The organism is Epilithonimonas tenax DSM 16811, from assembly GCF_000428485.1.
Classification (GTDB): Bacteria; Bacteroidota; Bacteroidia; order Flavobacteriales; family Weeksellaceae; genus Epilithonimonas; species Epilithonimonas tenax.
This window is the reverse complement of the sequence record NZ_KE386754.1, coordinates 11,930-38,152: the sequence shown is the minus strand read 5'-3', so window position 1 is coordinate 38,152 and position 26,223 is coordinate 11,930. Positions and strand designations below refer to the sequence as shown.

Genomic DNA, 26,223 nt, shown 5'->3' with positions numbered 1-26,223 from the left:
AAAATTATCAAAAACAAAAATATATTTTCAGAAAATCGAGAAAAAGAATAGAGACATTATTCTCTCAGCTTTGTGACCAATTTAAAATCAGAAACAACTACGCAAAATCATTTGAAGGTTTTAAAACAAGGATATTGAGCAAAATAACAGCATTAACTTTCATTCAATTTGTAAATGTTTTTGTATTTAATAGAAAAATGAATAATATTAAAATTGCATTAGTTTGATAATGCACTACGAGTTATAATTGGTATTTTTCTTCTACGAACCTATTTTCATTATCTAATTTTACATACTGATGCTCTTATTTTTTTGATTAAAGCCTACGGCGGTCTTAGAATCAGCTCTAACAGGGCTTTAAAACCCTGATAGAGTGAATCTTCAAAAAAAATTAAAAATATAAAAACTTAAAAATTCAAGTGGATAAGAATGCTATTCCTAGTAACCGTAATCCTGTTTCAGATTATAGTTCGATAAGATGATATCATCATAGATCGGGAACAGTTCTTTTCTGTTAGCTTCAAAATATTGAGCATATCCTTTTAGAGGATCATTGATATAAGTGGCAGTCATTGCCGCTCTCCAGTTAAGGACTTTGTAACCTGATGGCGCTGCAGGAGATGGTGTATAATAAACATCTGCTCTACTCACTCCGGCAGGTGCATAAATATCTATTGCATTAAGTGCTGCCTGCGCAGTTTTTGTTTTGTCGTAAGGTGAATCTTTATAATACAAATAAGAAGGTACATTTGCATATTGACCGGTTGCATTTAGAAATTGTGACAGTTTTTGTCTGGTTTCAGCGATTTTTGTTGCCAAAAGATTCCAACGGATCAGATCATATTTTCTAAGACCTTCTCCTCCAAATTCTAACAATCTCTCGTGAACGATGTAATTGAAAAAACCTGTTTTGTCTGTTGGGATAGTTCCTGCTTCGGCAAGATTTCCTGCGTATGCACGGTTTCTTACCAGTTTCACTGCATTGACTGCGTCTGCAGATGGTGCACCGTTGATCTCGTTGTCAGCTTCTGCAAACATCAGAAGAATATCCGAAAAACGGATCATTGGCCAGTCTATCGCAAGATTCTGCGCAGTTCCCGTCACATTGCTCCAGGATTTCCTGAATTTTCCATCGGTACATAAAACCCCTGTAGAAAGGATTGCCTGGTTTGCATCATTAATCTGCATTGATGCTACCGTAAGATCTCTTCTAACATCGTATTTTCCGAATTCGTAGAAATAAACCGGAATAGCATTGATCCCACCACTACTTTTCCAGGAAGAATTATCACTGTGTCTCATCCCATTGTAATAGCCAATCTTGCTGTCTGTTGCAGCGTTACCACCAAAGGCACCGACAGCGAATATCACTTCGTGTGCTGCATCTTCTGTATTGTCGTGCAAGGCTCGGAAAACGGCTTCGAAGCTGTAGTTCAAACTGTGTTCTCCTGCTTTATTGATGATGTCTTTGCATTCGTCATAGGCGATTTTATAATAGACCTGCGGGTTGGATCCTCTAGCCATGATTCTTGGTTCTCTTCTCAAAGAATAGCCAGCTCTAGCCAAGGCAATTCTAGCTCTAAGTCCTTTTACAGCCGCTTTTGTAATTCTCGTATTACTTGCTGCGCTTTCTGATCTCCACGGAACCAAATTGGATGCAGTCGCAAGATCAGCGATCATCTGTTCGTAGATCACATCTCTATCTGTTTTCGGAAGATAAACTGTTTCCAAATCAGATGACGGCACCAATTGCATAGGCACATCGCCCCAGTTTTTGATCAGATCATAATAGAATTGTGCTCTCAGAGTGTAGGCTTCTCCCAAATACCTGTCCATCAATTTTCTATCTGCCACAGAACCATTCTGATACACGGGAGATAAAGGAATATTCTTAATCACAAGATTTGCTCTTTCTATACCAGAGTATAATTTGAGGAAAGGCTTGTTCAGATCTGGATTGGAAGTACAAGTACCATAAGTACTGAGCCCTCTTCTGTCATTACAGTTGAAATCACCTGAGGTTTTGAAGTCATCAGCCGACTGAGGGTAATACAAATTAAGCCTTTGCCCATAGCCATCATCCCCAATGACCTGATTGTAAACGCCTATCAATGCTGTGAATGTATCTGCTGTACTATCAAACTGTTGTTGTTCATTAGAATTAGAAATATTTTCTGCATCCAGGAAATCTTCACAAGAAGTGAGTGTCAAGAATATGATTAAAGAACTTAGAATTGAAATTAATCTGTTAAGTTTCATTTTTTTTTGAATTAAAAAGTTATATCAACACCTGTTAAAAAAAATCTGCTTCGTGGAAACGCTGCGTAATCCACAGCGGGCGTCAGTGTGCTTTTTCTGGTACTTACCTCTGGATCATAACCTGAATAACCGGTAATTGTAAAAACGTTGTTTGCTGTAGCGTACAATCTTAAATTACTGATTCCCAGCATAGACAAAGCATCTTTTGGCAATGAATAGCCAATGGTTACGTTGTTCAGCCGCAAGAAAGAGCCGTCCTCGATTGCGTACGAATGCAAGAAGTAATTACCACCTGTTGGTGTCCACATTGTTGTATCGGCGTTAAGTGCGGCGAGTGCTGTTGGGTCCGTAATCTTCACATCGCCATCAAACCATTTCCAACGGTTTGCCATCTCTGCCAGCATATTTTGATCTGTGTACTGATATTTGGTTGTAAACTCCAGTTTGTTGGCATTGTAAACCTTGTTACCCACAGAGAAGTTGAAGAACAAACTCATATCAAAACCTTTGTATTTAAAAGTCTGATTGAATCCGCCATAGAACTTCGGCTGCGCATTCCCAAGATCGGTTTGATCTTTGGTATCAATGATGCCGTCTGCGTTTAGATCTCTCAATTTCAAATCTCCTGGCTGTGCTGCTTTGTTTCCTAATGCTACAGAACTAGTGCTTGGGATTCCTGCCTTTAATTTGTAGGTGTTGTTTGCAGGATTAAAATCAAAATCGCTGATCTCATATCGGCCCTCGGTGACGTATCCGTAGAACATCCCAACTGGCTGATTAATCTGTACCTTGAAATCAAATAAGTTGTTGACCCATCCGGAAGGTTGCAGATAATAATCCGTTCCAGACTGCGTCAAAGATCCTAAACTTTTGATGATGTTTTTGTTTGCAGAGATATTAAAATCTGTTTTCCAATTGAAGTTGTCATTGTTTACAACGATTGCTCCTAAAGTAAATTCCAAACCTTTGTTCTGAGTTTTCCCGGAATTCTGATATTGATATTCATAACCAGATGTCTGAGGGAATTTCGCTAATAACAAAAGATCTTTGGTATCCGTAATATATGCATCGATAGAACCATAAACTTTGCTGTTGAAAATTGAAAAATCTAAACCTACATTTTTCGAAACTGTAGCCTCCCATTTAATATTACGGTTTCCCGCAATGTTCACAGGCGCAGCTCCGGTGATGATACCTGTTCCTGCTGTGTAACCATATTGGCTGGAAGGGTTATAGAAAGTATCATAAGTGAATGAGGCAATTCTATCATTACCGGATTGTCCGTAACCGATACGCAGTTTCAAATCATTTACCATTTTGGAATCTTTCAGGAAGTTTTCTTCACCAATTTTCCAGGCCAATGATGCTGATGGGAAATTTGCCCATCTGTTAGCTGGACCAAAAGAGTTGGATCCATCTCTTCTGATAGAAACTGTTGCTATATATTTGTTATTGTAAATATAATTGGCTCTGGCAAAGAATGATGCCAACCTTGATGGAGGCAGTACGCCTGCATACGGCGCATCCTGTCTCAATCCTTCTGGCGGAGTTGCAAGAATAATATTAGCAAAAGCTTGATTTGCATTCATAGATGTGGGCATATATCTGATTGTCATATCAGTTTTATTCCCATCTGTTTGTACAATTTCCTGACCTAATAATAAATCTAACTTGCTGTTTGCAAATTTCTTTTTGTAGTTTAAAGTATTGGTATTGGTAATCCTTCTGGACTGATTGCTAGTTAATTGCACAACGGACAAATCTGCATTGATTCTAGAAAGGTATGTTTTAGGACCGGAAAACTGCTGGATTTCCTGATCATTCTGTACATATCCTACAACACTTTTGAAAGTCAAATCCTTGGTGATATTATAGGTGATAACACCATTCAGGAATAAGTTATCTGTATTGTTGTACTTGATCTCGTTGTTAGAAAGCAATACCGGATTTACAAGATTGGTCGCTGCAAAATCGTCAGTTGCAAATTCGTCAGATCCTGCTCCTGCACTGGTTCCATTTTCAAAAGGTCTGTATCGGATAACGTTTCTAAGTCTGTTTGTTCCCTGAGAACCTGCTGTGGCAGTTCCGGCACCGTTGATAAACGTCTGGCTGTATCTTGCGGTCACGCCAACTTTTAATTTTTTACTGATATCAAAATCATATTTAAAATTGGCCATATTTCTTTTGTAGCCAGAATTGATCATAATCCCGTCTTCCTCCACGTGATTGAGTGACAATGTGAAGGCAGAATTGGAATTACCTCCGGAGATACTCAGGTTATGTGTGAAGTTGAATGCTTCTTTGCCAAAAACCTCTTCCTGCCAATCTCTGTTCTGTATGGTTCTGTACTTTTCTATTCCGGCATCTATGATATCACCTTTATCATTTTTGACGGGCTGATAAGATCCGTACAAACTAACAAATTTGTCTACCAAATCCTGGTAACCGTCTTTGTTATAAAGTTCATACTGATATTGTACAAACTCATAAGGATTCATCACATCCAATGCTTTTGCAATAGTACGAACTCCTGTGTAGCCATTGTAATTCACCACAGTTTTTGTGTTTTTACGACCACTTTTTGTAGTGATCAGTACCACACCATTAGCTCCTCTTGCACCATAGATAGAAGTGGAAGATGCATCTTTCAGCACCTCGATCGATTCTATTTCTTTAGGCGAGATAAGAGACAAAGCATTATCCATCTGGATTCCGTCCACGATATACAGCGGTGCATTATCCTGCGTGATAGATGTGCCACCTCTCACTTTAATTTCCGGGTCAGATCCCGGAGAACCTTCACCAAAAGTAACCTGTACACCTGCCATTCTGCCTTGTATAGCTTCTGCAGCACTGTTGACGGGCATATCTGCCAACTGCTCTCCTTTTACAGAAGAAATGGAGTTGGTAACATCTTTTTTAGAAACGCTTGTGTATCCAACCAATACCACTTCATCAATGTTCCTTTCTTTGTTACCGTCATATTTTGCTAACGCAAGATTAATGACCGTTTTCCCATTCACTTCCACCTCCTGTGCTTCAAATCCTTTGGAACGTATCACGAGCGTTGCATTTTTCGGGACATTGAGCTCATACTGTCCGGACTTGTTTGTCATTGTAGAAAACTTAGAATTTCTTACCGTAATTTCTACATCCTGTATAGGCTTGTTTTGCTCGGAAGTAATTTTACCGGACACTTTGATCAACTCTTGAGCTAAACCAAATGCAGGCAGTAAAAAGACAGATGCAATCGTCGTTTTAATAAAAGCACTTTGAATACCTAGTTTTAAAACACTCATAGATATTTTTTAGTTTTATAATTAGTCATATTTTTTACTTCTGTATCGTATCAGAACATTTGCTGTGAAAAATGCAATCGATTGCACTTATTTTTAAACTATTTATTAGCTCGACTAAACTAAGATTATTTTTTAATTGGCAAATAAAAAAAAATTATTTTTCAACAATATCACGGTCAAATCATCCAATCATCGCTATCAAAAACAACAATAATTATTTAATTTACAATTGTTTACACATCCAATCATAACAAAAAAAATAATTCCCGCTATGACTAATTTAACACCATATCCTCTTGATTTAAATCAGCAAATTGAAAGATCATCAGCCCTTTGATTAACCAAAAATTAACCTAAGCATACAAAATGTCCCAAAATTCATTTTTTTTTGATTAAAAAGTCAGCAAAAGGATCATTGACCAGAAAAATTTATTTTATTATCATAACCAAATGTATATCAAACCATTAAAACTACAAAAGATCGGTAATTGATGGTCTCCATAGGAAAACAGCCACTCGTGAAAAATTCTACATAATGCCGTTTTATCGGTAAAGTTGACCACATAAAAAATAGGCATTTGCACATTAAAACCACAGCTATACATCCATAAAATACTCATTTTTAAATCTTTAAATTTTTATTGTATTTTTTCTGTTGCAGATAGAATTTATATTTATATTTACAAAAATTATTTGTTGTGCCAATTCTTGCAATCACCAATGCAATCGATTACACAATGTTAATTATTTATTCACATTATACCGATTAAAATGACTCAATCAGAATTCCGATACGCACATCATCCGAACGATGCCAAAAATTACACCACAGAAGACCTTCGAAGAGAATTTCTTATCAATGATCTATTCGTGCAAAATCAGATCAAATTGGTGTACACAATGTATGATCGCTTAATCGTTGGTGGAGTAATGCCAACTGACAAAGCGTTAATACTAGAAACTACCGAAGATCTGAAAGCAGCCTATTTCCTCGAAAGACGAGAATTAGGCATCATCAATGTTGGCGGAAAAGGAAAAGTGACTGTTGACGGAACAGTTTACGAACTTAATAATAAAGAGGCTTTATATATAGGAAAAGGAAACAAAGTAGTGACTTTCGAAGCCTCGAATGGCGAACAACCTTATTTTTATATCAATTCTGCGCCAGCTCATCACGCTTTTCCAACTAAGAAAATTACAAAAACAGAAGCTGAAATCGTAGAACTAGGCGATGCAAAATATGCGAACAGAAGAACCATCAATAAATTAATTGTAAACAGCGTTCTGGAAACTTGTCAGCTTCAAATGGGAATGACAGAATTACATATAGGAAGCGTTTGGAACACAATGCCTTCTCACACGCACACCAGAAGAATGGAAGCTTATTTCTACTTTGATTTGGAAGAAGGTCAAACCGTTTCTCATTTTATGGGTCAGCCCACTGAAACACGTCACATTTTCCTGAAAAACAGAGATGCAGTGATCTCTCCAGAATGGTCTATCCACTCTGGCGTTGGGACGTCCAAGTACAGCTTTATTTGGGGAATGGCAGGAGAAAATATGGACTACAGCGATATGGATGCTGTAAAAACTGACGAATTAAAATAATGATGACAAATTTATTTGACTTAACTGGAAAAGTAGCTCTTATCACCGGTGGAACGCACGGTTTAGGTTTGGCAATGGCAGAAGGTTTGGGATCAGCAGGTGCAGAACTTGTGGTGACCAGCACTACACCAGCCAAATTGGAAGAAGCTATCAAATATTATCAATCAAAAGGCTACAAAGCAACAGGCTATATTTTTGATGTGACCGATGAAAACATTGCTGCCGAAAAAGTTGCAGAAATCGAAGCCAATCATAAACAAATCGATATCCTTATTAATAATGCAGGAATCATCAAAAGAGTTCCAGCTTTGGAAATGGAGGTTTCTGATTTCCGAAAAGTGATCGATGTAGATCTCACAGGACCTTTCATTATGTCGCAATTGGTGGCGAGAAATATGATCAAACGAAGATCTGGAAAGATCATCAACATCTGCTCTATGATGAGCGAATTGGGTCGTGACAACGTTGTGGCTTATGCTTCTGCAAAAGGCGGTTTGAAAATGCTCACCAAAAATCTGGCGACAGAATGGGCAAAACATAATATTCAGGTGAACGGAATCGGTCCTGGCTATTTTGCAACGTCTCAGACAGAACCAATCCGAGTGGACGGCAATCCTTTCAACGAATTTATCATCAGCAGAACGCCAGAAGGCCGTTGGGGAAATCCCGAAGATCTTGCAGGAACCGCCATTTTCCTAGCCTCAGAAGCAAGCCAGTTCATCAACGGACAAATCATCTATGTTGATGGCGGAATCCTGGCAACCATCGGAAAACCTTCCAACGAATAATAAGTCTATCATCTATCAGTCTATCATCTATTAGTCTTATGAGTACAAAACATTTCATCACAGATACATTTTTATTAAAGAATAGATTCGCTGAAGAGTTGTATTTCAATTTTGCAGAAAAACAGCCAATCATCGATTACCACAACCATTTGCCTCCAAAAGAGATCGCGGAAAACCGTCAGTTTGAGAACATCACTCAGGTCTGGATCGGTGGCGACCATTACAAATGGAGAGCGATGAGAACAATGGGCGAGAACGAAAAATTCATCACCGGAGATGCTTCTGACAAAGAAAAATTCGCAGCCTGGGCAAAAACAGTTCCGAATACTTTGAGAAATCCTTTGTTCCACTGGACACATTTGGAATTGGCAAGATATTTTGATGTTTATGATTTGCTTAATGAGAAAAATGCAGACCAGGTTTACGACAATGTATCAGCTCAACTTCAGACACCGGAAAAATCTGTTCACGGCTTGTTGAAAATGAGAAACGTGGAAACGGTTTGTACCACAGAAGATCCGATTGACACTTTAGAATACCATCAGACAATCAAGAAAAACAACATCGGAATCACGGTGAGCACGGCATTCCGTCCGGACAAAGCCATTTTGATTGACAACGAGGATTATAATGCTTACATCAATCAATTAAGCGAATCTGCAGGCATCGAGATCAATTCTTACCAAGATTTGCAAGATGCTTTAACCAAAAGAATTCAATTTTTTCACGAAAACGGTTGCAGATTATGTGACCACGGATTGAACAATATATCTTTCGAAACGTTCACAGATTCAGAGATCAATTCGATTTTCGAGACTAAGAGAAAAGGCGAAACTTTAACAGCACATCAGATCGAGCAATTCAAAACTGCGATTTTGTTGTTTTTAGGAGAAACTTACCATTCATTAGCTTGGGTTCAGCAGTATCATTTGGGTGCTTTGAGAAACAATAATGCAAGAATGTTGAAAGTTCTGGGACCCGATACAGGTTGGGATTCTATTGGCGATTTCGTTCAGGCGGTCAACCTTTCCAAATTCCTTAACACATTGGATTCCAAAGATAAATTAACCAAAACAATCATCTACAATCTGAATCCTGCCGACAACGAAATTATAGCAACCTTGATCGGAAATTTCAATGACGGATCTGTCAAAGGAAAAGTACAATTCGGTTCCGGATGGTGGTTTTTGGACCAGAAAGACGGAATGGAAAAACAACTGAATGCCCTTTCCAATATGGGATTGATCAGCACATTCGTTGGGATGTTAACCGATTCCAGAAGCTTCCTTTCCTTCCCAAGACACGAATATTTCCGCAGAGTTTTGTGTAACCTGTTAGGAAATGAAATCGAATCTGGTGAACTTCCGGAAGATATGGACCTCGTTGGAAAAATAGTTTCAGACATCTGTTATAACAATGCAAAAGACTATTTCAGTTTTTAAATTGTCATCCTGAGGCTCTCGAAGGAAATAAAATAAAGATTTGGGCCGCTATTTCCGCCTTCCGCTCCCAAACCTAACGAAGTGGTTCGACGAAGTCAATCTTTTTTGCACAACGATTTCAGTTTAAATAGAACGTTAAGTCAGGCAAAAAAGGATTTCCGCTCAAACCTAACGAAGTGGTTCATCGATTCAAATGAAAAAATAGAAAACAAGAGATAAGTCGGGCTGCGAGTGATTCGTCATTAGAATGAAAATTGAAACAGTTAGTATTAGAAATGTCATCCTGAGCGGAGTCGAAGGACTTTGCGACTTAAAAACAACGAATTGCAAATCAACCTTTGCGACTTTGCGTTAAAATTAAAAAAAATGAAAACAGAACAAACCTCAAAAATATTCTACAAATGCGATTCCACAGAATGGAAAAAAATAGATGAATACATAGACCGCCAAATCGTTGGTTACGACGATTCTGTAATGATGGTCAACGTTCGTTTCAAAAAAGGCGGCATTGGTTACAAGCACAAACATCCGCACATCCAGGTCACTTATGTTGCAGAAGGACGGTTCGAGGTGAATATTGGAGAAGAAATTTCGCTCCTGAAAAAAGGCGATTCGTTCTTCGTTCCTTCCAACGTCGTTCACGGTGTAGAATGTCTGGAAGACGGCATTTTGGTTGATGTTTTCAGCCCGCACAGAGAAGATTTTATCAAATAATAAAAAAATAGAATCATGCTCCCTTTTGGGGTTGGGGAAAAACTGATTTTCAATAAAAAAATAAATTAATGGGCAAAGTAGTAAGCTTTGGAGAAGTGATTATGCGATTGTCACCTGCCAACAACAGGATGATGAAGCAAAGCAACGAGATGGAATTCTTTTTCGGAGGCACAGAACTCAACGTTGCGGCATCGCTTGCGACAATGGGTTGTGACGTAAAACACGTGAGCGTTGTCTCCAATGATTTCGTGGGAGAATCCGCATTGGCGTCTATCAAAAGTTATGGAATTGACACCACTCACATTACAAAAAACGAGCATCCTTTGGGATTGTATTTTCTGGAAGTTGGTTCGTCGGTTCGTGCTTCCAGAATCGCATACAACCGATTGAATGGTTCTTTTGCGAACATCAATCCAAAGCAAATCGATTGGGACAAAGCTTTGGAAGGTGCAGACTATTTGCACTGGACAGGGATCTCTCCGGGAATTTCAGAAAGTGCTTACATCGCTCTGAAGAAAGGTTTGCAATCTGCCAACGAAAAAGGAATCGAGATCACTGCTGACCCAGCTTACCGTTCCAACCTTTGGAAATACGGAAAAGAAGGCTTCGAAGTTTTGAAAGAATTAGTGTCCTACTCCACTATTTTCATCGGTGGCGTGAATGAAATCAACGAGATCATCGGAACCAAATTCTCGTCTGACAAAGAAAGCTTTATCGAAGCTTGTGAAGAATTTCAGAAACAAATGCCTTCCATCAAAAAGATATTTGACAAAGTAAGAGTTGGCACCAGCGCAAGTACACAGGAAACCCAAGGAAGAGCTTGGTCCAACGAAACGTACTTCGAATCTGAACCCATCGAGATCCTTCAAGTGGTAGACAGAATCGGAACTGGAGATGCTTTCGCAGCAGGTTTGATTTACGGTTTATTAAACTTCGATGATGAAACCGCACTTCAGTTCGGAAACGCCGCTTGCGCCATCAAACACACGGTTCCTGGCGACATCAACCATTGCAGCGCTTCCGATATTTTGGATGTGATGAATGGTGACAAAGGCGGAAGAATAAAAAGATAAAAAGCTACTGACCATTGGCTTTTAGCAATTGGCTTAAAAAAAAATATAAAATGACAAAAATTCAACTAGTCACCAATGCCATTATTAATCAAGGGATTTTGCCTTTGTATTACAACGCAGACGAAACGGTCACTCTCGATATACTGAAAGCACTTTACAAAGCCGGAATCCGCGCTGTAGAATATACAAGCAGAGGTGAATTTGCATTGAGCAACTTTACCAAAATGGTAGCACTTAGAAACACAGAAATGCCGGAAATGCTTCTTGGAATCGGAACGATAAAAAATCTAAAACAAGCGGAAGATTACGAAAAAGCGGGCGCAGATTTCTTTATCAGCCCAGGATTTGTACAGGAAGTTGCAGAATTTTTGATCTCAAAACATTTGCTTTACAGCCCGGGTTGTATGACCCCAACGGAAATCATCACTGCGGAAGCTGCAGGCGTCACATTCATCAAGTTATTCCCCGGCAATGCAATGGGAGCAGGATTTATGAGCGCAATAAAAGATGTTTTCCCCAATCTGAAATTTATGCCAACCGGCGGCGTTGATACGACAAAAGAAAGTATCGAAAGCTGGTTCAAAGCGGGCGTTTCTGCCGTTGGGATGGGAAGCAAATTGGTCAGCAAAGAACTGATGGCGGCAAAAGATTACGCAACCATAGAGAATGAAACAATCAGGGTTTTAGAGATCATCAAATCGATAAAAGCGTCTTAAAATCAAAAACACAAACAAGCCAAACCATTTTAAAATGAATCAAACCGTAATGCCTAAGCAAACCAATTACAGATGGGGAATTTGTGCCCTTCTCTTTGCAGCAACAAGTATCAATTATCTGGACAGACAGGTGCTTTCTCTGACTTGGAAAGATTTTATCCAGCCAGAGTTTCATTGGAACAATAATGATTATGGTAACATCACCGCATTATTCTCCATTTTCTACGCGGTGAGTATGCTGTTCGCTGGGAAGTTTGTGGATTTTATGGATACGAAGAAAGGTTTCCTTTGGGCAATTGGAATTTGGTCTGTTGGTGCTTGTTTACACGCCTATTGCGGCATTGCAGCATCAGGAATCCTGACAGGAAATTGGTTTGTAGGCTTCGAAGAATCAAAAGAACTGATTAAAACTGTAGATAATGTGGCTTTGGTAGGAAGTACAAGTGTGCTGCTTTTCATTTTTGCTCGTTTCGTTTTGGCTGTTGGTGAAGCGGGTAATTTCCCTGCCGCTATCAAAACCACAGCAGAATATTTCCCTAAAAAAGACAGGGCTTTCGCAACCAGTATCTTCAATGCTGGTGCAGCTGTTGGTGCTTTGTCTGCACCTTTGATCATTCCAAGAATTGCTGAACGTTATGGTTGGGAAATGTCATTCATCATCATCGGAATTTTGGGATTTGTATGGATGGGATTTTGGGTATTCATCTATAAAAAACCGGAACACAACAGGAAAATGAGTGTTTCCGAATTACAGTACATCCAGCAGGATCACGGTCTGGAAGAGGAAGCGGATAAAGACAAAAAAGTATCATTCGCACAATGCTTCAAATACAAACAGACTTGGGCGTTTACATTTGGAAAGTTTATGACAGACGGCGTTTGGTGGTTTTATATGTTCTGGACACCGGCTTATCTCAGCTCCGTCTATGGCATCAAATCCAATGACAGCGTTGGTCAGGCAGCTATTTTCGTCCTTTACACGATCACATTATTATCGATCATCGGCGGTTGGTTGCCATCCTATTTCATCAATAAAAAAGGAATGGACCCTTACGCCGGCAGAATGAAAGCGATGTTAATCTTCGCATTTTTCCCATTATTAGCACTGATTGCTCAACCTTTAGGAAGTTATTCTTTCTGGTTACCTGTAATTATTATTGGTATTGCAGGAGCAGGTCATCAGGCTTGGTCAGCAAATATCATGTCAACAGTTGGGGATATGTTCCCGAAAAAAGCCATCGCAACGATCACCGGAATCGGTGGAATGGCGGGTGGAATCGGGTCATTGATCATCAATAAAGGATCAGGCGTTTTATTTGATTTTGCAGGAACTACGCAGATGGAGTTTATGGCCTTCAAGGGAGAAGAAGCTGGTTACTTCATTATATTTTCAATCTGTGCCGTGGTTTACCTGATCGGTTGGGTGGTAATGAAATCACTAGTGCCGGTTTACAAACCAGTGACGGATTTATAAATAGTAACAAGAACGATTTGGGCAGCTTTTCCGCCTTCCACTCTCAAACCTAACGAAGTGGTTCGATGATTCAAATGAAAAAATAGAAAAGAAGAGATAAGTCGGGCTGCGAGTGATTCGAATAAAAGAAAGCTTACATAAGCAAAGCGGCTCTGTAAACCTTAAAACACCGTAATAAAAAAGACTTTGTGGACTTAGTGTTCAAAACAACAGTTGACATTAAAAATAGAACTTTCACAAAGTTTATTAAAATTTAAAGAATAAAGAAATGGAATATCAAACAAAAGAAAAACTTAATCGTGAAAACTCAGGTCTGACTGAGAAACTTCCTATAAAATTTTTACAATTCGGAGAAGGCAACTTCCTGCGTGCATTCGTTGATTATCTGATTGATAAAATGAACAAAGAAGCGGGCTTCAACGCTGGTGTAACCGTAGTTCAGCCCACTGTCGGCGGACTTGTAGAGATGCTGGAGGAACAAAACAACCTGTACACACTTTTCGTAAGAGGTGTGAAAAAAGGCCAAATTGTAGATGATCAACGCGTGATTTCTGCGATCCAAAGATCATTAAGTCCCTACGCCAATTATCAGGAATATCTTGATCTGGCAAAAGGTGAAGAGCTTCAGTTCATCTTATCAAACACAACAGAAGCCGGAATTGCTTTTGACGAGTCTGACGCGACAATTGAAGCTGGACCTCACAAGAATTTCCCTGCAAAAGTAACGGCTTTACTTTACGAAAGATTCAAACATTTCAATGGTGCCGAGGACAAAGGTCTTCACATCATTCCTTGTGAATTGATCGAGAATAATGGATTGACATTAAAAAAATACATCCTTCAATATGCAGAATTATGGAATCTTGAAGAAGGTTTCTCGGCTTGGGTAGAAAACAGCAACTTTTTCCACAGCACCCTGGTGGACAGAATTGTTCCTGGATATCCCAGAGAAGAAAAAGAGGAATACGAAGCTCAATTCGCATACGAAGACAACTTAATGGTCGTCTGCGAAGCATTCCTGCTTTGGGTGATAGAAGGTGACGACAAATTGAAAGCTTTGATTCCGTTTGATAAAATAGATGATCAGGTTATGATCGTAAAAGACATCACGCCATACAGAACCAGAAAAGTAAGAATCCTGAACGGCGCTCACACCGCAATGTTGGCATTCTCTATCCTGGACGGTAAAGAAACGGTGAAAGAAGCCATCGATGCAGAATTTGCCGGCAAATTCATTTCTGATACAGTTTACAATGAGATCATCCCGACACTCGACCTTCCAAAAGAAGAATTGACGGCTTTCGCTGAGGAAGTTTTTGACAGATTCAGAAATCCATTTTTGAAGCATCAGCTTTCCAGTATTGCGCTGAACTCGGTTGCCAAATTCAAAGTGAGAGTGTTGCCAAGTCTGTTGCAATATGTTGAAGATAAAAAAGAATTACCAAGCAATTTGACGTTTTCTCTAGCGGCATTGATCAGATTCTACCAAGGGGAATTCCACGGGAAAACGCTTCCAGTGATGGATGATGTGCCTGTTTTGGAGAGATTCAAAGCAATCTGGTCAACCAACGATCTTGGAGAAGTAGCGAGAGCCACCTTATCCGAAAAGAGCTTCTGGGATACAGATCTTACAGAAGTTCCGGGATTACTGGATTCTGTCACAAAAGCCTTGAAAGAAATAGATGCTAATGGAATCGAACAAGGATATAAGAATTTCATTCAATAGTCTTTATTTGGCTTCGAGAGCCTCAGCCTGACAAAAGTTGATAAATTTCTATCACTCTGACGATGTGAAAGAATTTACAAATCCGCAGCCCGACTTGAACGGAAATCCTTTTTTGCGTGCAATCAATTTCTAATGAATTGGAAATCGTCCGCAAAAAAGATTGGGAGTGGAAGGCGGATTAAGCTGCCCCAATAATTATTAAATGACAAACAATTAATTTTTAAAATACTTAAAAATGATGAAAAAAGTATTAAAAGTAAATCCGAAAGACAACGTCGTGGTTGCGCTGATGGATCTTTACGCTGGCGAAACCGTTGATCTCGACGGAACGCCTTACCATGTTTTAACGGATACACAAGCTAAACATAAATTTGCCGGAGAAGATTTTGAAAACGGCGATCACATCGTTATGTACGGTGTCATGGTTGGGAAAGCCAATCAAACCATCCAAAAAGGGGAAGTCATCACGACAGAAAATGTAAAGCACCAGAGTGAACCCGTTTTCAAAAAAACTGGCGATCTGGATTGGACGCCACCCAATGTAGATCGATGGAAAGACAAAACCTTCAACGGCTATTACCGTTCTGATGGTCAAGTGGGAACCAAAAATGTATGGTTATTCTTCCCATTGGTATTTTGTGAAAACAAGAATATTGAGAAGCTGAAAGACATTTTCGAAAACGAATTGTTACCTCAAAAAGAAGTTTCCTACAAGAATTTCCTACGCTCATTAATCGAAGAAAAAAGCGTGGAAGAAGTTGTAGACAATTCCCGAAATGAGAATATCCTGGATAATATCGAAGTCAAATTTATCAATCACCAAGGTGGTTGCGGCGGGATCCGACAGGATTCTGAACTGTTGGCAAAACTGCTTGCTGGTTATGTGAACAACCCGAATGTAGCTGGCGCAACGGTTCTCAGCTTAGGATGTCAAAATCTGCAGGTTGATATTTTTCAAAATGCTTTGAAAGAAATGAGTCCAAACAGCGATAAAGAGATCTTGGTCTTCGAGCAACAGCAGATCGGGACTACTGACAAAATGTTCCAAATGGTAATCAAAGATTCTTTTGAAGCGATTAAAAGAGCCAATAAGATCAAACGTCAGCCTGCGCCGGTTTCAAAAATAAGTATTGGTCTGGAGTGTGGCGGATCTGACGGATTCTCAGGCATATCTGCCAATCCGGCTTTGGGAATAGTCTCCGATATCTTCGCCGCATTGGGCGGAAAAACGATCTTGGCAGAGTTCCCGGAATTGTGCGGCGTAGAGCAGGAATTGATGAACCGATGTGTAGATGAGGAAAAAGCAGACAAGTTCTTAACATTGATGAAAGCTTTCGAAAAATCTGTGGTGGATGCCGGTTCTGGATTCGATATGAACCCTTCTCCTGGAAATATCAAAGATGGTTTGATTACCGATGCGATGAAATCTGCAGGTGCTTCCAAAAAAGGCGGAACAGCGCCAATCGTCGATGTTTTGGATTACGGCGAATACATTTCGAAACCAGGCTTAAATCTATTGAACACGCCAGGAAACGATGCCGAATGCACCACAGGCTTGGTAGGAGCAGGCGCAACTGTAGTTTTGTTCACTACAGGTTTGGGAAATCCAATGGGAAATCCAATCGCTCCAGTTGTGAAAATCTCTTCCAATACAGCACTGATCAACAAAATGGCGGATATCATAGACGTGAATGCCGGAACCGTGATCACGGGCGAAAAAAGCATTCAGGAAGTTGGTGAGGAGATTGTAGATTACATCATTGAACTGGCAAGCGGAAACGTAGAAACAAAAGCAGACCAATTGAAACAGGATGTGTTTATCCCTTGGAAACGCGGGGTATCATTATAATTTTTTTAATTTTTAAGGTTTTTATGAAAGGGCATTTTTTTTCGGAAAGTGCTCTTTTTTTTGTTTAGATGTTAGATGTTAGAAATTAGATGTTAGAAGTTAGAGTGAAATTCCGTTAAAATAAGTGACAATGAGTTACTCAAATTCATACATTTGGAAACCTTAATTTATAAAATGAATCATCATTACCAGACCATCATCGAGACTATTTTTCATCAGATCAAAAATGAAGAAAATCCTGGCGAAGTGGCGTCTTACATTCCGGAACTTGCCAATGTAGATCCGGATCAGTTTGCTGTTTCTATCCAACTCATTAATGCAGAAAACTACAGCTACGGTGATCATCAAACCAGATTTTCTATCCAGAGTATTTCCAAAGTTCTACTACTCTGCCTGGTCTACAGAGATATGGGATGAGAAGATCTGGGAACGTGTAGATGTAGAACCATCGGGAAATCCCTTCAATTCTCTGGTGCAACTGGAATCTGACAACGGTATTCCGAGAAATCCTTTTCTCAACGCTGGTGCGCTGGTCGTTTCTGATATTTTGATCGATCTGTTTGACGATCCTAAGAAAGAATTTTTGGCCTTCGTGAGAGATCTTACAGACTCGGAAACCATCAACTATTCTCAAACCGTTGCAAAAAGTGAACTGAAAATCGGTTACCGAAACGCAGCACTTTGCCACTTCATTAAGTCTTTTGGTAACATTAAAAATGATCCTGAAGAAGTCCTCCATCTTTACAGCCTGATCTGTTCCGTAGAAATGACAACTTTGGAACTATCCAATGCTTTTACTTTTCTAGCCAATGGTGGCCAAAAGGTCTGTGACCAAAAAGAAATCCTGACCAAAAGCCAAGCTAAAAGAGTGAATGCCATTATGCAGACTTGCGGTTTCTATGATGAATCCGGAGAGTTTTCTTTCCGCGTAGGACTTCCCGGAAAAAGCGGTGTTGGTGGCGGAATCACCGCATTATTTCCCGGCAGATATGTGATCACAGTCTGGAGTCCGAAACTGAATCCTAAAGGCAATTCTTATCGTGGAATGAAGTTCCTGGAACTTTTCACTACCGAAACTGAAGAATCTATTTTTTAATAAAAAAAGCCATCTAAACGTAATACGATGGCTTGCTGTTTAAAATTAAAAAGATTGTTTCTTGGTGAATTTTCTCCTGATCTGTGATAATCTTAAGGACATCATTTGCTTTCAGAACTGAATTGACATTAATTTGACCATTAATATCTTTAGTACCAACCTGTATCCCAATGCTATAGAAGAACGAAACTTCCAAAACTACATCCTGCGTTTTAACATTCAGAATGACTGCTGTTGGATTTGGATCAATACTTAATAGAATTCTCATTAAAGGTTCTTGTCTTCACATTAAAATTCAACAATCTTGCTTCCGGAAGCAAAAAAAAAGAAACCGAATTGATCCCATACAAAACACTCTGCTGAGTGCGCTGTAAGTGAAATCTCCTGTGTTCCAGGCTCCGATATATGTGGTAGAAGGAATCGCATAAGCTGCCTTTGAAGCAAAAAAAATCCGATAATACTGCGCTCAGTAAGCAATTTTTTATCTTTTATATGAATGATTTGAATTGTTCGGATTCATCCATTCACCTATCACGGTGATCATTAATGAAAATAAAAAACAAACCCGTACCTTTGATTTTTACAAATAAAATGAGCTCTATTACCATCAAAGAATTTTACAAAGATATCCTGGGAGAAACCTGTCCTGATATCAATCAGTTCCTTCACGAAAACATTCACAAGGATATTGGTCATTTCAATGTTTTTGATATTACTGAGATCTCTAGGAATGCCAAATCCAAAACAGAAATGCCTTACAACAGACGAACTTATTACAAAATAAGTCTCATCAAGGGCCGAAACAAAGTAGAATATGCAGACAAAACCATTGAGATTGAGGACTGTGCTGTTCTTTTTGCATCGCCGAAAATACCTTACAATTACACGAATCTTGGCAAGGAACAGACTGGTCACTTTTGTGTTTTCACAAAGGATTTTCTCCCAAGTTCCAAGATTGGAATGGAACTGGATCACATTCCGGTTTTCTCACATCAGAGCGATTTTATCTACCAGATATCAACAGATCAGTTCCAGCAATTTGAAGCTGTATTTCTGAAAATGCACGATGAAATAAAGTCTGATTATGTTTACAAATATGATCTGCTGAGAAATTTTGTGATGGAATTGGTCCATTTTGGGCAAAAATTAAAACCGATCCAACCCCTCGAACATAACAAAACAGCCGCTTCCAGAACCACAACCCTGTTTATTGAACTACTCGAACGTCAGTTTCCTATAGAGAACATCAGTCAACTTCTGCAACTGAAAACGCCCGCAGACTTTGCCGGCATTCTAGGCGTTCACGTAAACCACCTCAACAGAGTCTTGAAAGAAACGACTGGCAAAACCACCGGAGAAATCATCGGAAGCCGCATTTTTCAGGAGGCCAAAATATTGCTGACCCAAACGCAATGGAATATTTCGGAGATTGCATTCACACTAGGATTTGAAGAAGTCGCTCATTTTTCCAACTTTTTCAAGAAATACAGCCAGCAGTCACCCCAACATTTTCGTGAATAAGCAATTGTTTGATTTTTGCAAATTTTAATTTGATTTTTGCAAAGAAGCGAATGCGATCATTTTTCAACTTTGTATCATTAATTTAAAACGAATAAAAATGGCAAGTAAAATAGCATTAGTAACTGGCGCAAGTCGCGGACTAGGTAAAGATTCGGCTTTGCAATTAGCAAAAAAAGGATTTGATATCATCTTGACTTATCAATCCAAAAAAGAAGCTGCAGACGAAGTTGTAAAGGAAATAGAAACTCTGGGGCAAAAAGCTTTTGCGTTACCCTTAGACATTGCTACAACGACAGGTTTTGATCATTTTGTGACTGAAGTGGAAAGTATTTTGAACACTCATTTTTATTCTGCAAAACTGGATGCATTGGTCAACAATGCGGGAATCGGACTTAGTGAAAGTTTCGAAACCACGACTGAAGAAACTTTGGATGCAATGACGAATATCCATTTCAAAGGACCTTATTTTTTAACTCAAAAATTATTACCATTGCTGAACGATGCTAGCAGCGTTGTGAACACTTCTTCTGGATTGGCAAGATTTTCTATGCCTGGCTATGCTGCTTACGGCGCCATGAAAGCAGCTGTTGATGCACTATCCAGATATCAGGCATTGGAATTGGGATATCGTAAAATAAGAGTCAATTCTATCGCTCCGGGTGCCATCGAAACTGATTTTGGAGGCGGTGTTGTGCGTGATATTTCCGATATCAACAAGCATTTGGCTTCGGAAACTGCTTTGGGAAGAGTTGGTCTGCCGGATGACATCGGAAGTGTGGTGGCATTCCTTTGCTCAGAAGAATCCAAGTGGATCAACGGTCAAAGAATCGAAGTTTCCGGTGGTTTTAAGCTGTAACTGAATTTACAATCCATCAAAATCCCACACCACGAATGGTTGCGTGGGATTTTTTTTGTGTATTGTTCTATTGTTCTAGTTTCTTAATCGCTTTCAACATATCAATGCCTTTTCCAAGGATGGGCCTGAACAGATCCCCTTTTTCTATCAATCTGTCCAAGGCATTATGAATATTAAAATCTGTCGGCTTCAGTCCCGCTTTGACTTCTTCCCATTCCAATGGCATTGATACCGGCGCACCGTTTTTCGGACGCAGGCTGTAAACACTTGCGAGTGTCTGTCCACGGCGGTTTTGAAGATAATCGAGATAGATTTTTTGCTTATCACGTTTCTGAAGACTTCTTTCCAAAGTGGTCAAATCCGGCAATTTCTGCCGCACCATTTGCATCAACAAATGCCCAAAGTCCTTCACCTGATCGTAATCATATTTGGCGCCCATCGGAATATAAATATGAATCCCGGAACTTCCGGAAGTCTTCGGAACAGCTTTGATTCCTGCCGACTCCAAAACTTCTTTCACCGCCAACGCCGTCTCTATCACATCCTCAAATGTGTTCTCATCTGATGGGTCAAGGTCCAAAACCAAGTAATCGGGAAAATCGGCTTTTGGCAATCGGCTTGTCCAGACATTCAGCTCTATGCAGCCAAGATTGTTGAGATAAGCCAAGGTTTCCTTATCGTTACAAATGATGTAATTGATGTATTTATCACTGCTTTCCGAGAACACTTTTTCGATTTCTATCCAATCTGGCGTTTCTTCGGATGCATCTTTTTGGTAAAAACTCAAGCCTTTAATTCCGTTCGGAAAACGGTTCATCGATTGTGGCCTATTTCTCAGATAAGGCAGAATGTATTTTGAAATGCTTTGGTAATAATCGATCACATCACCTTTGCTGACGTCACCATCAGGAAAATAGATCTTATTCTGATTCGTCAATTTCAACGCCTGCTTTCCAATTTTTTTGGTGAGCTCATTGTTTGCAGTCCTGTGCTTCGGTTCGGTTTTTTTCACCTTTTCATTTTTTAGTTTATTTTCAGAATTGAAAGCCACCTCGTCCGATTTCACATCTTCCCGAAGCCTCAAAAAAACCGGATGGCGGTAAATATGATCTCTCGTCACTTCGGTAAATTTAATTTCCGCAACCAGCTCTGGTCTTATCCAAGTGGCTTTGGCATTGGTTTTCGGTGTGATTTTGAAAACTGATTTTTCTGTAACCAATGGTTCCATTAATTGATGAAGCTCATCAAGAGTTTTCTCATTAAAACCCGTTCCGGTGTGTCCGCAGAACACCATTTCCCCATCAAGGTATTTCCCGAGAATCAGGGATCCGAATTTGTTCCGAGAGCCTTTCGGTTCTGTAAATCCACAAATAAGCGCTTCATCTGTTTGATTGATTTTGATTTTCAACCACTCAGAACTTCTGATATTTTCTCTGTAAACGCTGTCTGTTTTCTTAGCCACAATCCCTTCCAGACCCAGATCATTTGCGGCTTGGAAAAACGCTTTTCCATCTTTAAGAATATGATCAGAAAACTGGATGATCTCATTTTGAACCAAGGCGTCTTTAAGAAGTTCTTTGCGTTGAAGATAGGTGAGCTTTTCCGTCGAGTGTCCGTTCAGCCAAAGCAAATCAAAAACCTGATAAATCAAAGCCAAATCAGAGTGATCACCAATTCTTTGAAGCCACTGAAAATTTGGTTTTCCCTTGTCGTCATAGGCAACAAGCTCGCCATCGAGAATCATCTCGTGTTCCTGAAGTTTCAGCGCATTGGTCACTTTTTTGAATTTCTGAGAAAAATCCAAACCGTTTCTGGAGTAAAGGCCAAGGTCATCGTGTCGCAAATCCGCAATGGCACGGTAACCGTCCCATTTTATTTCGAAAGCCCAGTCCGCATCATCAAAGGCTTTATCGGTGGTCTTGCACAACATCGGCCTAATGAATTCCGAGAGTTTTTTCTCGCCGGAAAGCGCAGGTGTGTAATTTTTAAACGGCTTTATGCCGTCGGAGGCGGTATTTTTTTTTTTACTGTCTTTACCTGTGAGATAAGCCGTTACTTTGGAATTTTTGGCAGTGTGCGCTTCAGCATCATAATCTTCGGAAACCGCAAAATCGTCTTTATGTTTGATGAGCAGCCACGCGTTGTCCTCCATGGGATTTTTAATTTTGACCAATGCAAACTCGCCTTTCAATTTCTTTCCGTGAAGAATGAACTTCAAAGATTGTTTGTGAAGTTCGGCGCGCATCGCAAGGTCATCGGTTTTACCTTTTACTTTTTCAATAGGTTCATATGTGCCTTCATCCCAAATTTCCACTTCTCCAGCGCCATAATTTCCTTTCGGAATCGAGCCTTCAAAGGTTCTGTAATCATAAGGATGATCTTCCACCATCATCGCCAAACGTTTGTCAGAAGGATTCAATGACGGACCTTTTGGAATGGCCCAACTTTTCAGGACACCATCCATCTCCAGTCGAAAATCATAATGCAATCGCGACGCTGCATGTCTCTGTATCACGAATTTCAACTTTTCCCCGCTCGCTTTTACCTTTCCATTCGGTTCTGTCGTTTCTTTAAAATTCCGTTTGTGATTGTAATCCTCGAGTGCCATAATCTATAAATGATGAATTATTAATGATAAATGATTGCAATTCTAAATGCTAAAACTTTTGCCTTTTTTCTTGTCCATTTTATCCTGCTTTCTTCTTTTTACCTTCCAGACTGGCTTTCAGCATGGCCATCAAATCTGTGGTTTTACCTTCCGGCTCTTTAGTTTCGGTTAATTTTACTTTTTTACCTTTCGCTTTCTGATTGATAATTTTCAGCAGGTCAGCATGGTAAGTATCTTTGTATTTGGAAGGATCAAAAGTGCTTGCCAGCGATTTGATAAGCATCTCCGCCATTTTCAATTCATCCGGTTTGGGACTACTCCCTGCAGGAATTTTCAGATCTTTATAACTTCTCATTTCCTCAGGATATCGCATTCTATTCACCATCAATATGTTATCATCGTAAGGGCGGATCAGACAAAGGATTTCGCGTTCTCTCAAAATAAAAGATCCAATGCCTGCCATTTTGGTTTTCATTAATGATTTTAGCAATAATTTGTACGCCGCTTCCCCATTTTTCTGAGGTTCAAGAAAATACGGCGTTTCAAACAATGCGGGATCTATCTCATCTTCTTTCACGAACTGAGAAATACTGAGAACTTTTGATTTTTCCGGACTTGCGGCAGAGAAATCATCATCATCCAGGACAATATATTTGTCCTCAATCTTATAGCCTTTCACGATATCTTCCCAGACCACTTCTTTCCCGGTTTTCTCATTGATACGTTTGAATTTGATATGACTGAGATCTTTGCTGTCCAGCATATCAAGATCCAAGGTGCTTGCATCTGTTGCAGAATATAACTTGATTGGGATATTGACGAGCCCAAAACCAATAGCACCGTTCCATATTGCTCTCATAATTCAGTTTTTAATTTTGAAATTAATAATGAATAATCATTGCCCGTTCTCCAACAATAAATATTCCATCATCAACAGTTTCAAATTTATTTTAATTATTCCCATCAAATCTTTAGCACATTATTTGCAACTGAATTACCAATCAAACAAAATTAATCACAAAACAAAATAGTATGTCGACACAAGATTTAACAAGTCAGGAAGCCATCAAGAAAATCAAAGAACTATCAGAAAAAGCCAGAATCTGTATGTTTTGCACAGAGCTGGACAGATTACCGGTTAATTCCAGACCAATGGGATTACAGGAAACAGATGAAAACGGAAATCTGTGGTTCATCAGCAGTGAAACCAGCAACAAGAATTTCGAAATCAAAGAAGACAACCGCGTACAGCTCTACTTTATGAACAACAATAATTCCGAATATCTTTCGATCTTCGGTGATGCCTATATTTACAAAGACCAATCCACCATCGAAGACAAATGGTCGCCCATGGCCAATGCCTGGTTCGACGGAAAAGACGACCCGAATGTTTCCATCATCCGAGTGCAACCGAAAGAAACTTACTACTGGGACACAAAAGCCGGAAAATTGGTTAGTTTATTGAGCTTTGCAGCCGCCGCAATCAGCGGAAACAAAACTGATAATTCTGATGGCGTAGAAGGCAATGCCAAAATCTAATCAGATCATTCATCTTACAATATCTCCAACAAGACTGTTCTTTGTTGGAGTTTTTTTTACCTTCGGTATGACTTACGGAAAAATATTTGGTCAGCTTTTTGAATAATCAGAAACACTCTAATCATCGCACTATTGAAACTCATAACATTTACAAACAAAGGTATCTATTGTCCGCAGGGGAAATTTTATATTGATCCTTGGCGACCGGTTGACTATGCTGTCATCACCCACGGGCACGCTGATCACGCCCGCTGGGGAATGAAAAAATATCTTTGTCATCATTTTACAAAACCTATTTTACTCCAAAGAATTTCTCCCGATATAGAATGTCAAACTTTACAGTATGGTGAAACTTTAGACATTAATGGTGTGAAACTTTCGATGCATCCGGCAGGTCATATTATTGGTTCGGCTCAGATTCGTCTAGAATACAAAGGTTATGTAAGCGTAGTTTCCGGTGATTACAAAGTTCAGGATGATGGTTTGAGTACACCTTTCGAACTGGTAAAGTGTAATGAATTTGTGACTGAAAGCACCTTCGGACTTCCCATTTACAACTGGCTGGAAGTTCCGGATTTAAATAAAAGACTGCAAAATTGGGTTTTAAGGAATCAGGAAAATCAAAAAACTTCTGTTTTCATAGGGTATTCTTTGGGAAAAGCGCAACGGATTATGAAAGCGGTTGAAGGAATGGGGAAAATCCACGTTCACTACTCGATTGGAAAACTCAATAAAGCCTTTGAAGAAGTTGGAATCGTGCTTCCCGATTATGAAGTTCCCGACTTCCGGGAAAGCATTAAACACGTAGCAGGAGATATTGTGATTGTTCCACCGGCTTTGTTGGATAGTAATGTAATTAAAAAAATTCCGGATGCAGCAACAGCAATTTGTTCCGGATGGATGCAGGTTCGCGGTGCCAGAAGATGGAGAAGTATGGACGCTGGTTTTCCGATGAGCGATCACGCAGACTGGAAAGGCCTTTTACAAGCCATTAAAGCCACAGAAGCCGAAATTGTTCACGTCACGCACGGACAAACTGAGATTTTTTCTAAATATTTAAATGAAATCGGAATCAAATCTGATGTCGTGGAAACTTTGTATGGTGACGACGATGACGAAGTAGTAGAAAAGGAAGTTGTAACAGACAATAAAAATGAAGAACAATCCGATCTGAATTGACCTCATATATTTTTTCAAATATCAGATGCTTAAAAAGCTCCGTAGGAGCGACCCGTTAATAGCAGAATCATTCGTCATTAAATCAAAGCTCCGTAGGAGCGACCTGTTAATAGCAGAATCATTGATTGATAACAAAAAGCTCCGTAGGAGCGACCCGTTAATAGCAGAATCATTCGTCATTAAATCAAAGCTTCGTAGGAGCGGCCTGTTAATAACAGAATGATTCGTCATTAAATCAAAGCTCCGTAGGAGCGACCTGTTAATAGCAGAATCATTCGTCATTGAATCAAAGCTCCGTAGGAGCGACCTGTTAATAGCAGAATCATTGATTAATAAAAAAAAGCTCCGTAGGAGCGACCCGTTAATAACAGAATGATTAGTCATTAAATCAAAGCTCCGTAGGAGCGACCTGTTAATAGCAAAATGATTGATTAATAAAAAAAAGCTCCGTAGGAGCGACCCGTTAATAGCAGAAT

General features: G+C 39.5%; 19 protein-coding genes and 1 pseudogene. 15 read left to right on the top strand and 5 right to left on the bottom strand.

Annotated elements, in window-relative coordinates:
* Positions 1-227: transposase (locus F564_RS19760; protein WP_034982048.1), on the top strand; the 227-nt coding region annotated here is incomplete at its 5' end.
* Between the two features lie 211 nt (positions 228-438).
* Here F564_RS19760 and F564_RS0118350 read toward each other — a convergent pair.
* Together F564_RS0118350 and F564_RS0118345 are read right to left on the bottom strand one after the other, a co-directional pair.
* On the bottom strand, positions 439-2,259 hold the full coding sequence (locus F564_RS0118350) for a RagB/SusD family nutrient uptake outer membrane protein (RefSeq protein ID WP_028123845.1): 1,821 nt from the start codon (positions 2,257-2,259) through the stop codon (positions 439-441).
* An 11-nt stretch (positions 2,260-2,270) separates the two neighbouring features.
* On the bottom strand, positions 2,271-5,558 hold the full coding sequence (locus F564_RS0118345) for a SusC/RagA family TonB-linked outer membrane protein (RefSeq protein WP_084406838.1): 3,288 nt from the start codon (positions 5,556-5,558) through the stop codon (positions 2,271-2,273).
* A 771-nt stretch (positions 5,559-6,329) separates the two neighbouring features.
* Here F564_RS0118345 and kduI point away from each other — a divergent pair.
* The 10 genes and pseudogenes from kduI to F564_RS19755 all read left to right on the top strand — a co-directional run bounded on the left by kduI (position 6,330) and on the right by F564_RS19755 (position 18,044).
* Complete coding sequence (kduI, locus tag F564_RS0118340) at positions 6,330-7,166, top strand: 5-dehydro-4-deoxy-D-glucuronate isomerase (RefSeq protein WP_028123843.1); 837 nt, start codon at positions 6,330-6,332, stop codon at positions 7,164-7,166.
* A 2-nt stretch (positions 7,167-7,168) separates the two neighbouring features.
* Positions 7,169-7,954 carry a gluconate 5-dehydrogenase gene (locus F564_RS0118335; protein WP_028123842.1) on the top strand — a complete coding sequence of 262 codons (786 nt, stop codon included), beginning with the start codon at positions 7,169-7,171 and terminating at the stop codon, positions 7,952-7,954.
* Between the two features lie 38 nt (positions 7,955-7,992).
* The gene (gene uxaC, locus F564_RS0118330; protein ID WP_028123841.1) at positions 7,993-9,396 is read left to right on the top strand and encodes a glucuronate isomerase; all 1,404 of its coding nucleotides are present in this window, start codon (positions 7,993-7,995) and stop codon (positions 9,394-9,396) included.
* A 366-nt stretch (positions 9,397-9,762) separates the two neighbouring features.
* Complete coding sequence (locus F564_RS0118325) at positions 9,763-10,110, top strand: cupin domain-containing protein (protein WP_028123840.1); 348 nt, start codon at positions 9,763-9,765, stop codon at positions 10,108-10,110.
* A gap of 68 nt (positions 10,111-10,178) precedes the next feature.
* On the top strand, positions 10,179-11,183 hold the full coding sequence (locus F564_RS0118320) for a sugar kinase (RefSeq protein ID WP_028123839.1): 1,005 nt from the start codon (positions 10,179-10,181) through the stop codon (positions 11,181-11,183).
* Positions 11,184-11,233: 50 nt separating this feature from the next.
* Positions 11,234-11,899: a beta/alpha barrel domain-containing protein gene (locus F564_RS0118315; RefSeq protein ID WP_028123838.1), complete on the top strand. Its 666-nt coding sequence runs from the start codon at positions 11,234-11,236 to the stop codon at positions 11,897-11,899.
* 34 nt (positions 11,900-11,933) lie between these two features.
* Entirely contained in the window at positions 11,934-13,373 is a 1,440-nt protein-coding gene (locus tag F564_RS0118310) for an MFS transporter (protein WP_028123837.1), read from the top strand.
* A gap of 268 nt (positions 13,374-13,641) precedes the next feature.
* Positions 13,642-15,099 (top strand): tagaturonate reductase, encoded by a 1,458-nt coding sequence (locus tag F564_RS0118305; protein WP_028123836.1) that lies wholly within the window; start codon positions 13,642-13,644, stop codon positions 15,097-15,099.
* Between the two features lie 235 nt (positions 15,100-15,334).
* Entirely contained in the window at positions 15,335-16,948 is a 1,614-nt protein-coding gene (locus F564_RS0118295) for a UxaA family hydrolase (RefSeq protein ID WP_028123835.1), read from the top strand.
* Positions 16,949-17,122: 174 nt separating this feature from the next.
* Positions 17,123-18,044, top strand: a pseudogene (locus F564_RS19755) (glutaminase).
* A gap of 13 nt (positions 18,045-18,057) precedes the next feature.
* Here F564_RS19755 and F564_RS0118285 read toward each other — a convergent pair.
* A complete protein-coding gene (locus tag F564_RS0118285) occupies positions 18,058-18,312 on the bottom strand; it encodes a hypothetical protein (protein ID WP_028123834.1) in 255 nt (84 codons plus the stop codon).
* Positions 18,313-18,635: 323 nt separating this feature from the next.
* Between F564_RS0118285 and F564_RS0118280 the strand changes: the two genes are divergently transcribed.
* Positions 18,636-19,565, top strand: a complete 930-nt coding sequence (locus F564_RS0118280) for a helix-turn-helix domain-containing protein (protein ID WP_028123833.1) — start codon at positions 18,636-18,638, stop codon at positions 19,563-19,565.
* 97 nt (positions 19,566-19,662) lie between these two features.
* Positions 19,663-20,421 carry an SDR family NAD(P)-dependent oxidoreductase gene (locus F564_RS0118275; RefSeq protein ID WP_185094344.1) on the top strand — a complete coding sequence of 253 codons (759 nt, stop codon included), beginning with the start codon at positions 19,663-19,665 and terminating at the stop codon, positions 20,419-20,421.
* Between the two features lie 67 nt (positions 20,422-20,488).
* Here F564_RS0118275 and ligD read toward each other — a convergent pair whose 3' ends face one another.
* Positions 20,489-23,029 carry a DNA ligase D gene (gene ligD, locus F564_RS0118270; RefSeq protein WP_028123831.1) on the bottom strand — a complete coding sequence of 847 codons (2,541 nt, stop codon included), beginning with the start codon at positions 23,027-23,029 and terminating at the stop codon, positions 20,489-20,491.
* Positions 23,030-23,108: 79 nt separating this feature from the next.
* Positions 23,109-23,888: a non-homologous end joining protein Ku gene (gene ku, locus F564_RS0118265; protein ID WP_028123830.1), complete on the bottom strand. Its 780-nt coding sequence runs from the start codon at positions 23,886-23,888 to the stop codon at positions 23,109-23,111.
* A gap of 173 nt (positions 23,889-24,061) precedes the next feature.
* Between ku and F564_RS0118255 the strand changes: the two genes are divergently transcribed.
* Both F564_RS0118255 and F564_RS0118250 read left to right on the top strand, forming a co-directional pair.
* Positions 24,062-24,568 carry a pyridoxamine 5'-phosphate oxidase family protein gene (locus F564_RS0118255; protein ID WP_028123829.1) on the top strand — a complete coding sequence of 169 codons (507 nt, stop codon included), beginning with the start codon at positions 24,062-24,064 and terminating at the stop codon, positions 24,566-24,568.
* Between the two features lie 132 nt (positions 24,569-24,700).
* A complete protein-coding gene (locus F564_RS0118250; protein ID WP_028123828.1) occupies positions 24,701-25,747 on the top strand; it encodes a ligase-associated DNA damage response exonuclease in 1,047 nt (348 codons plus the stop codon).
* Positions 25,748-26,223: the final 476 nt, after the last annotated feature.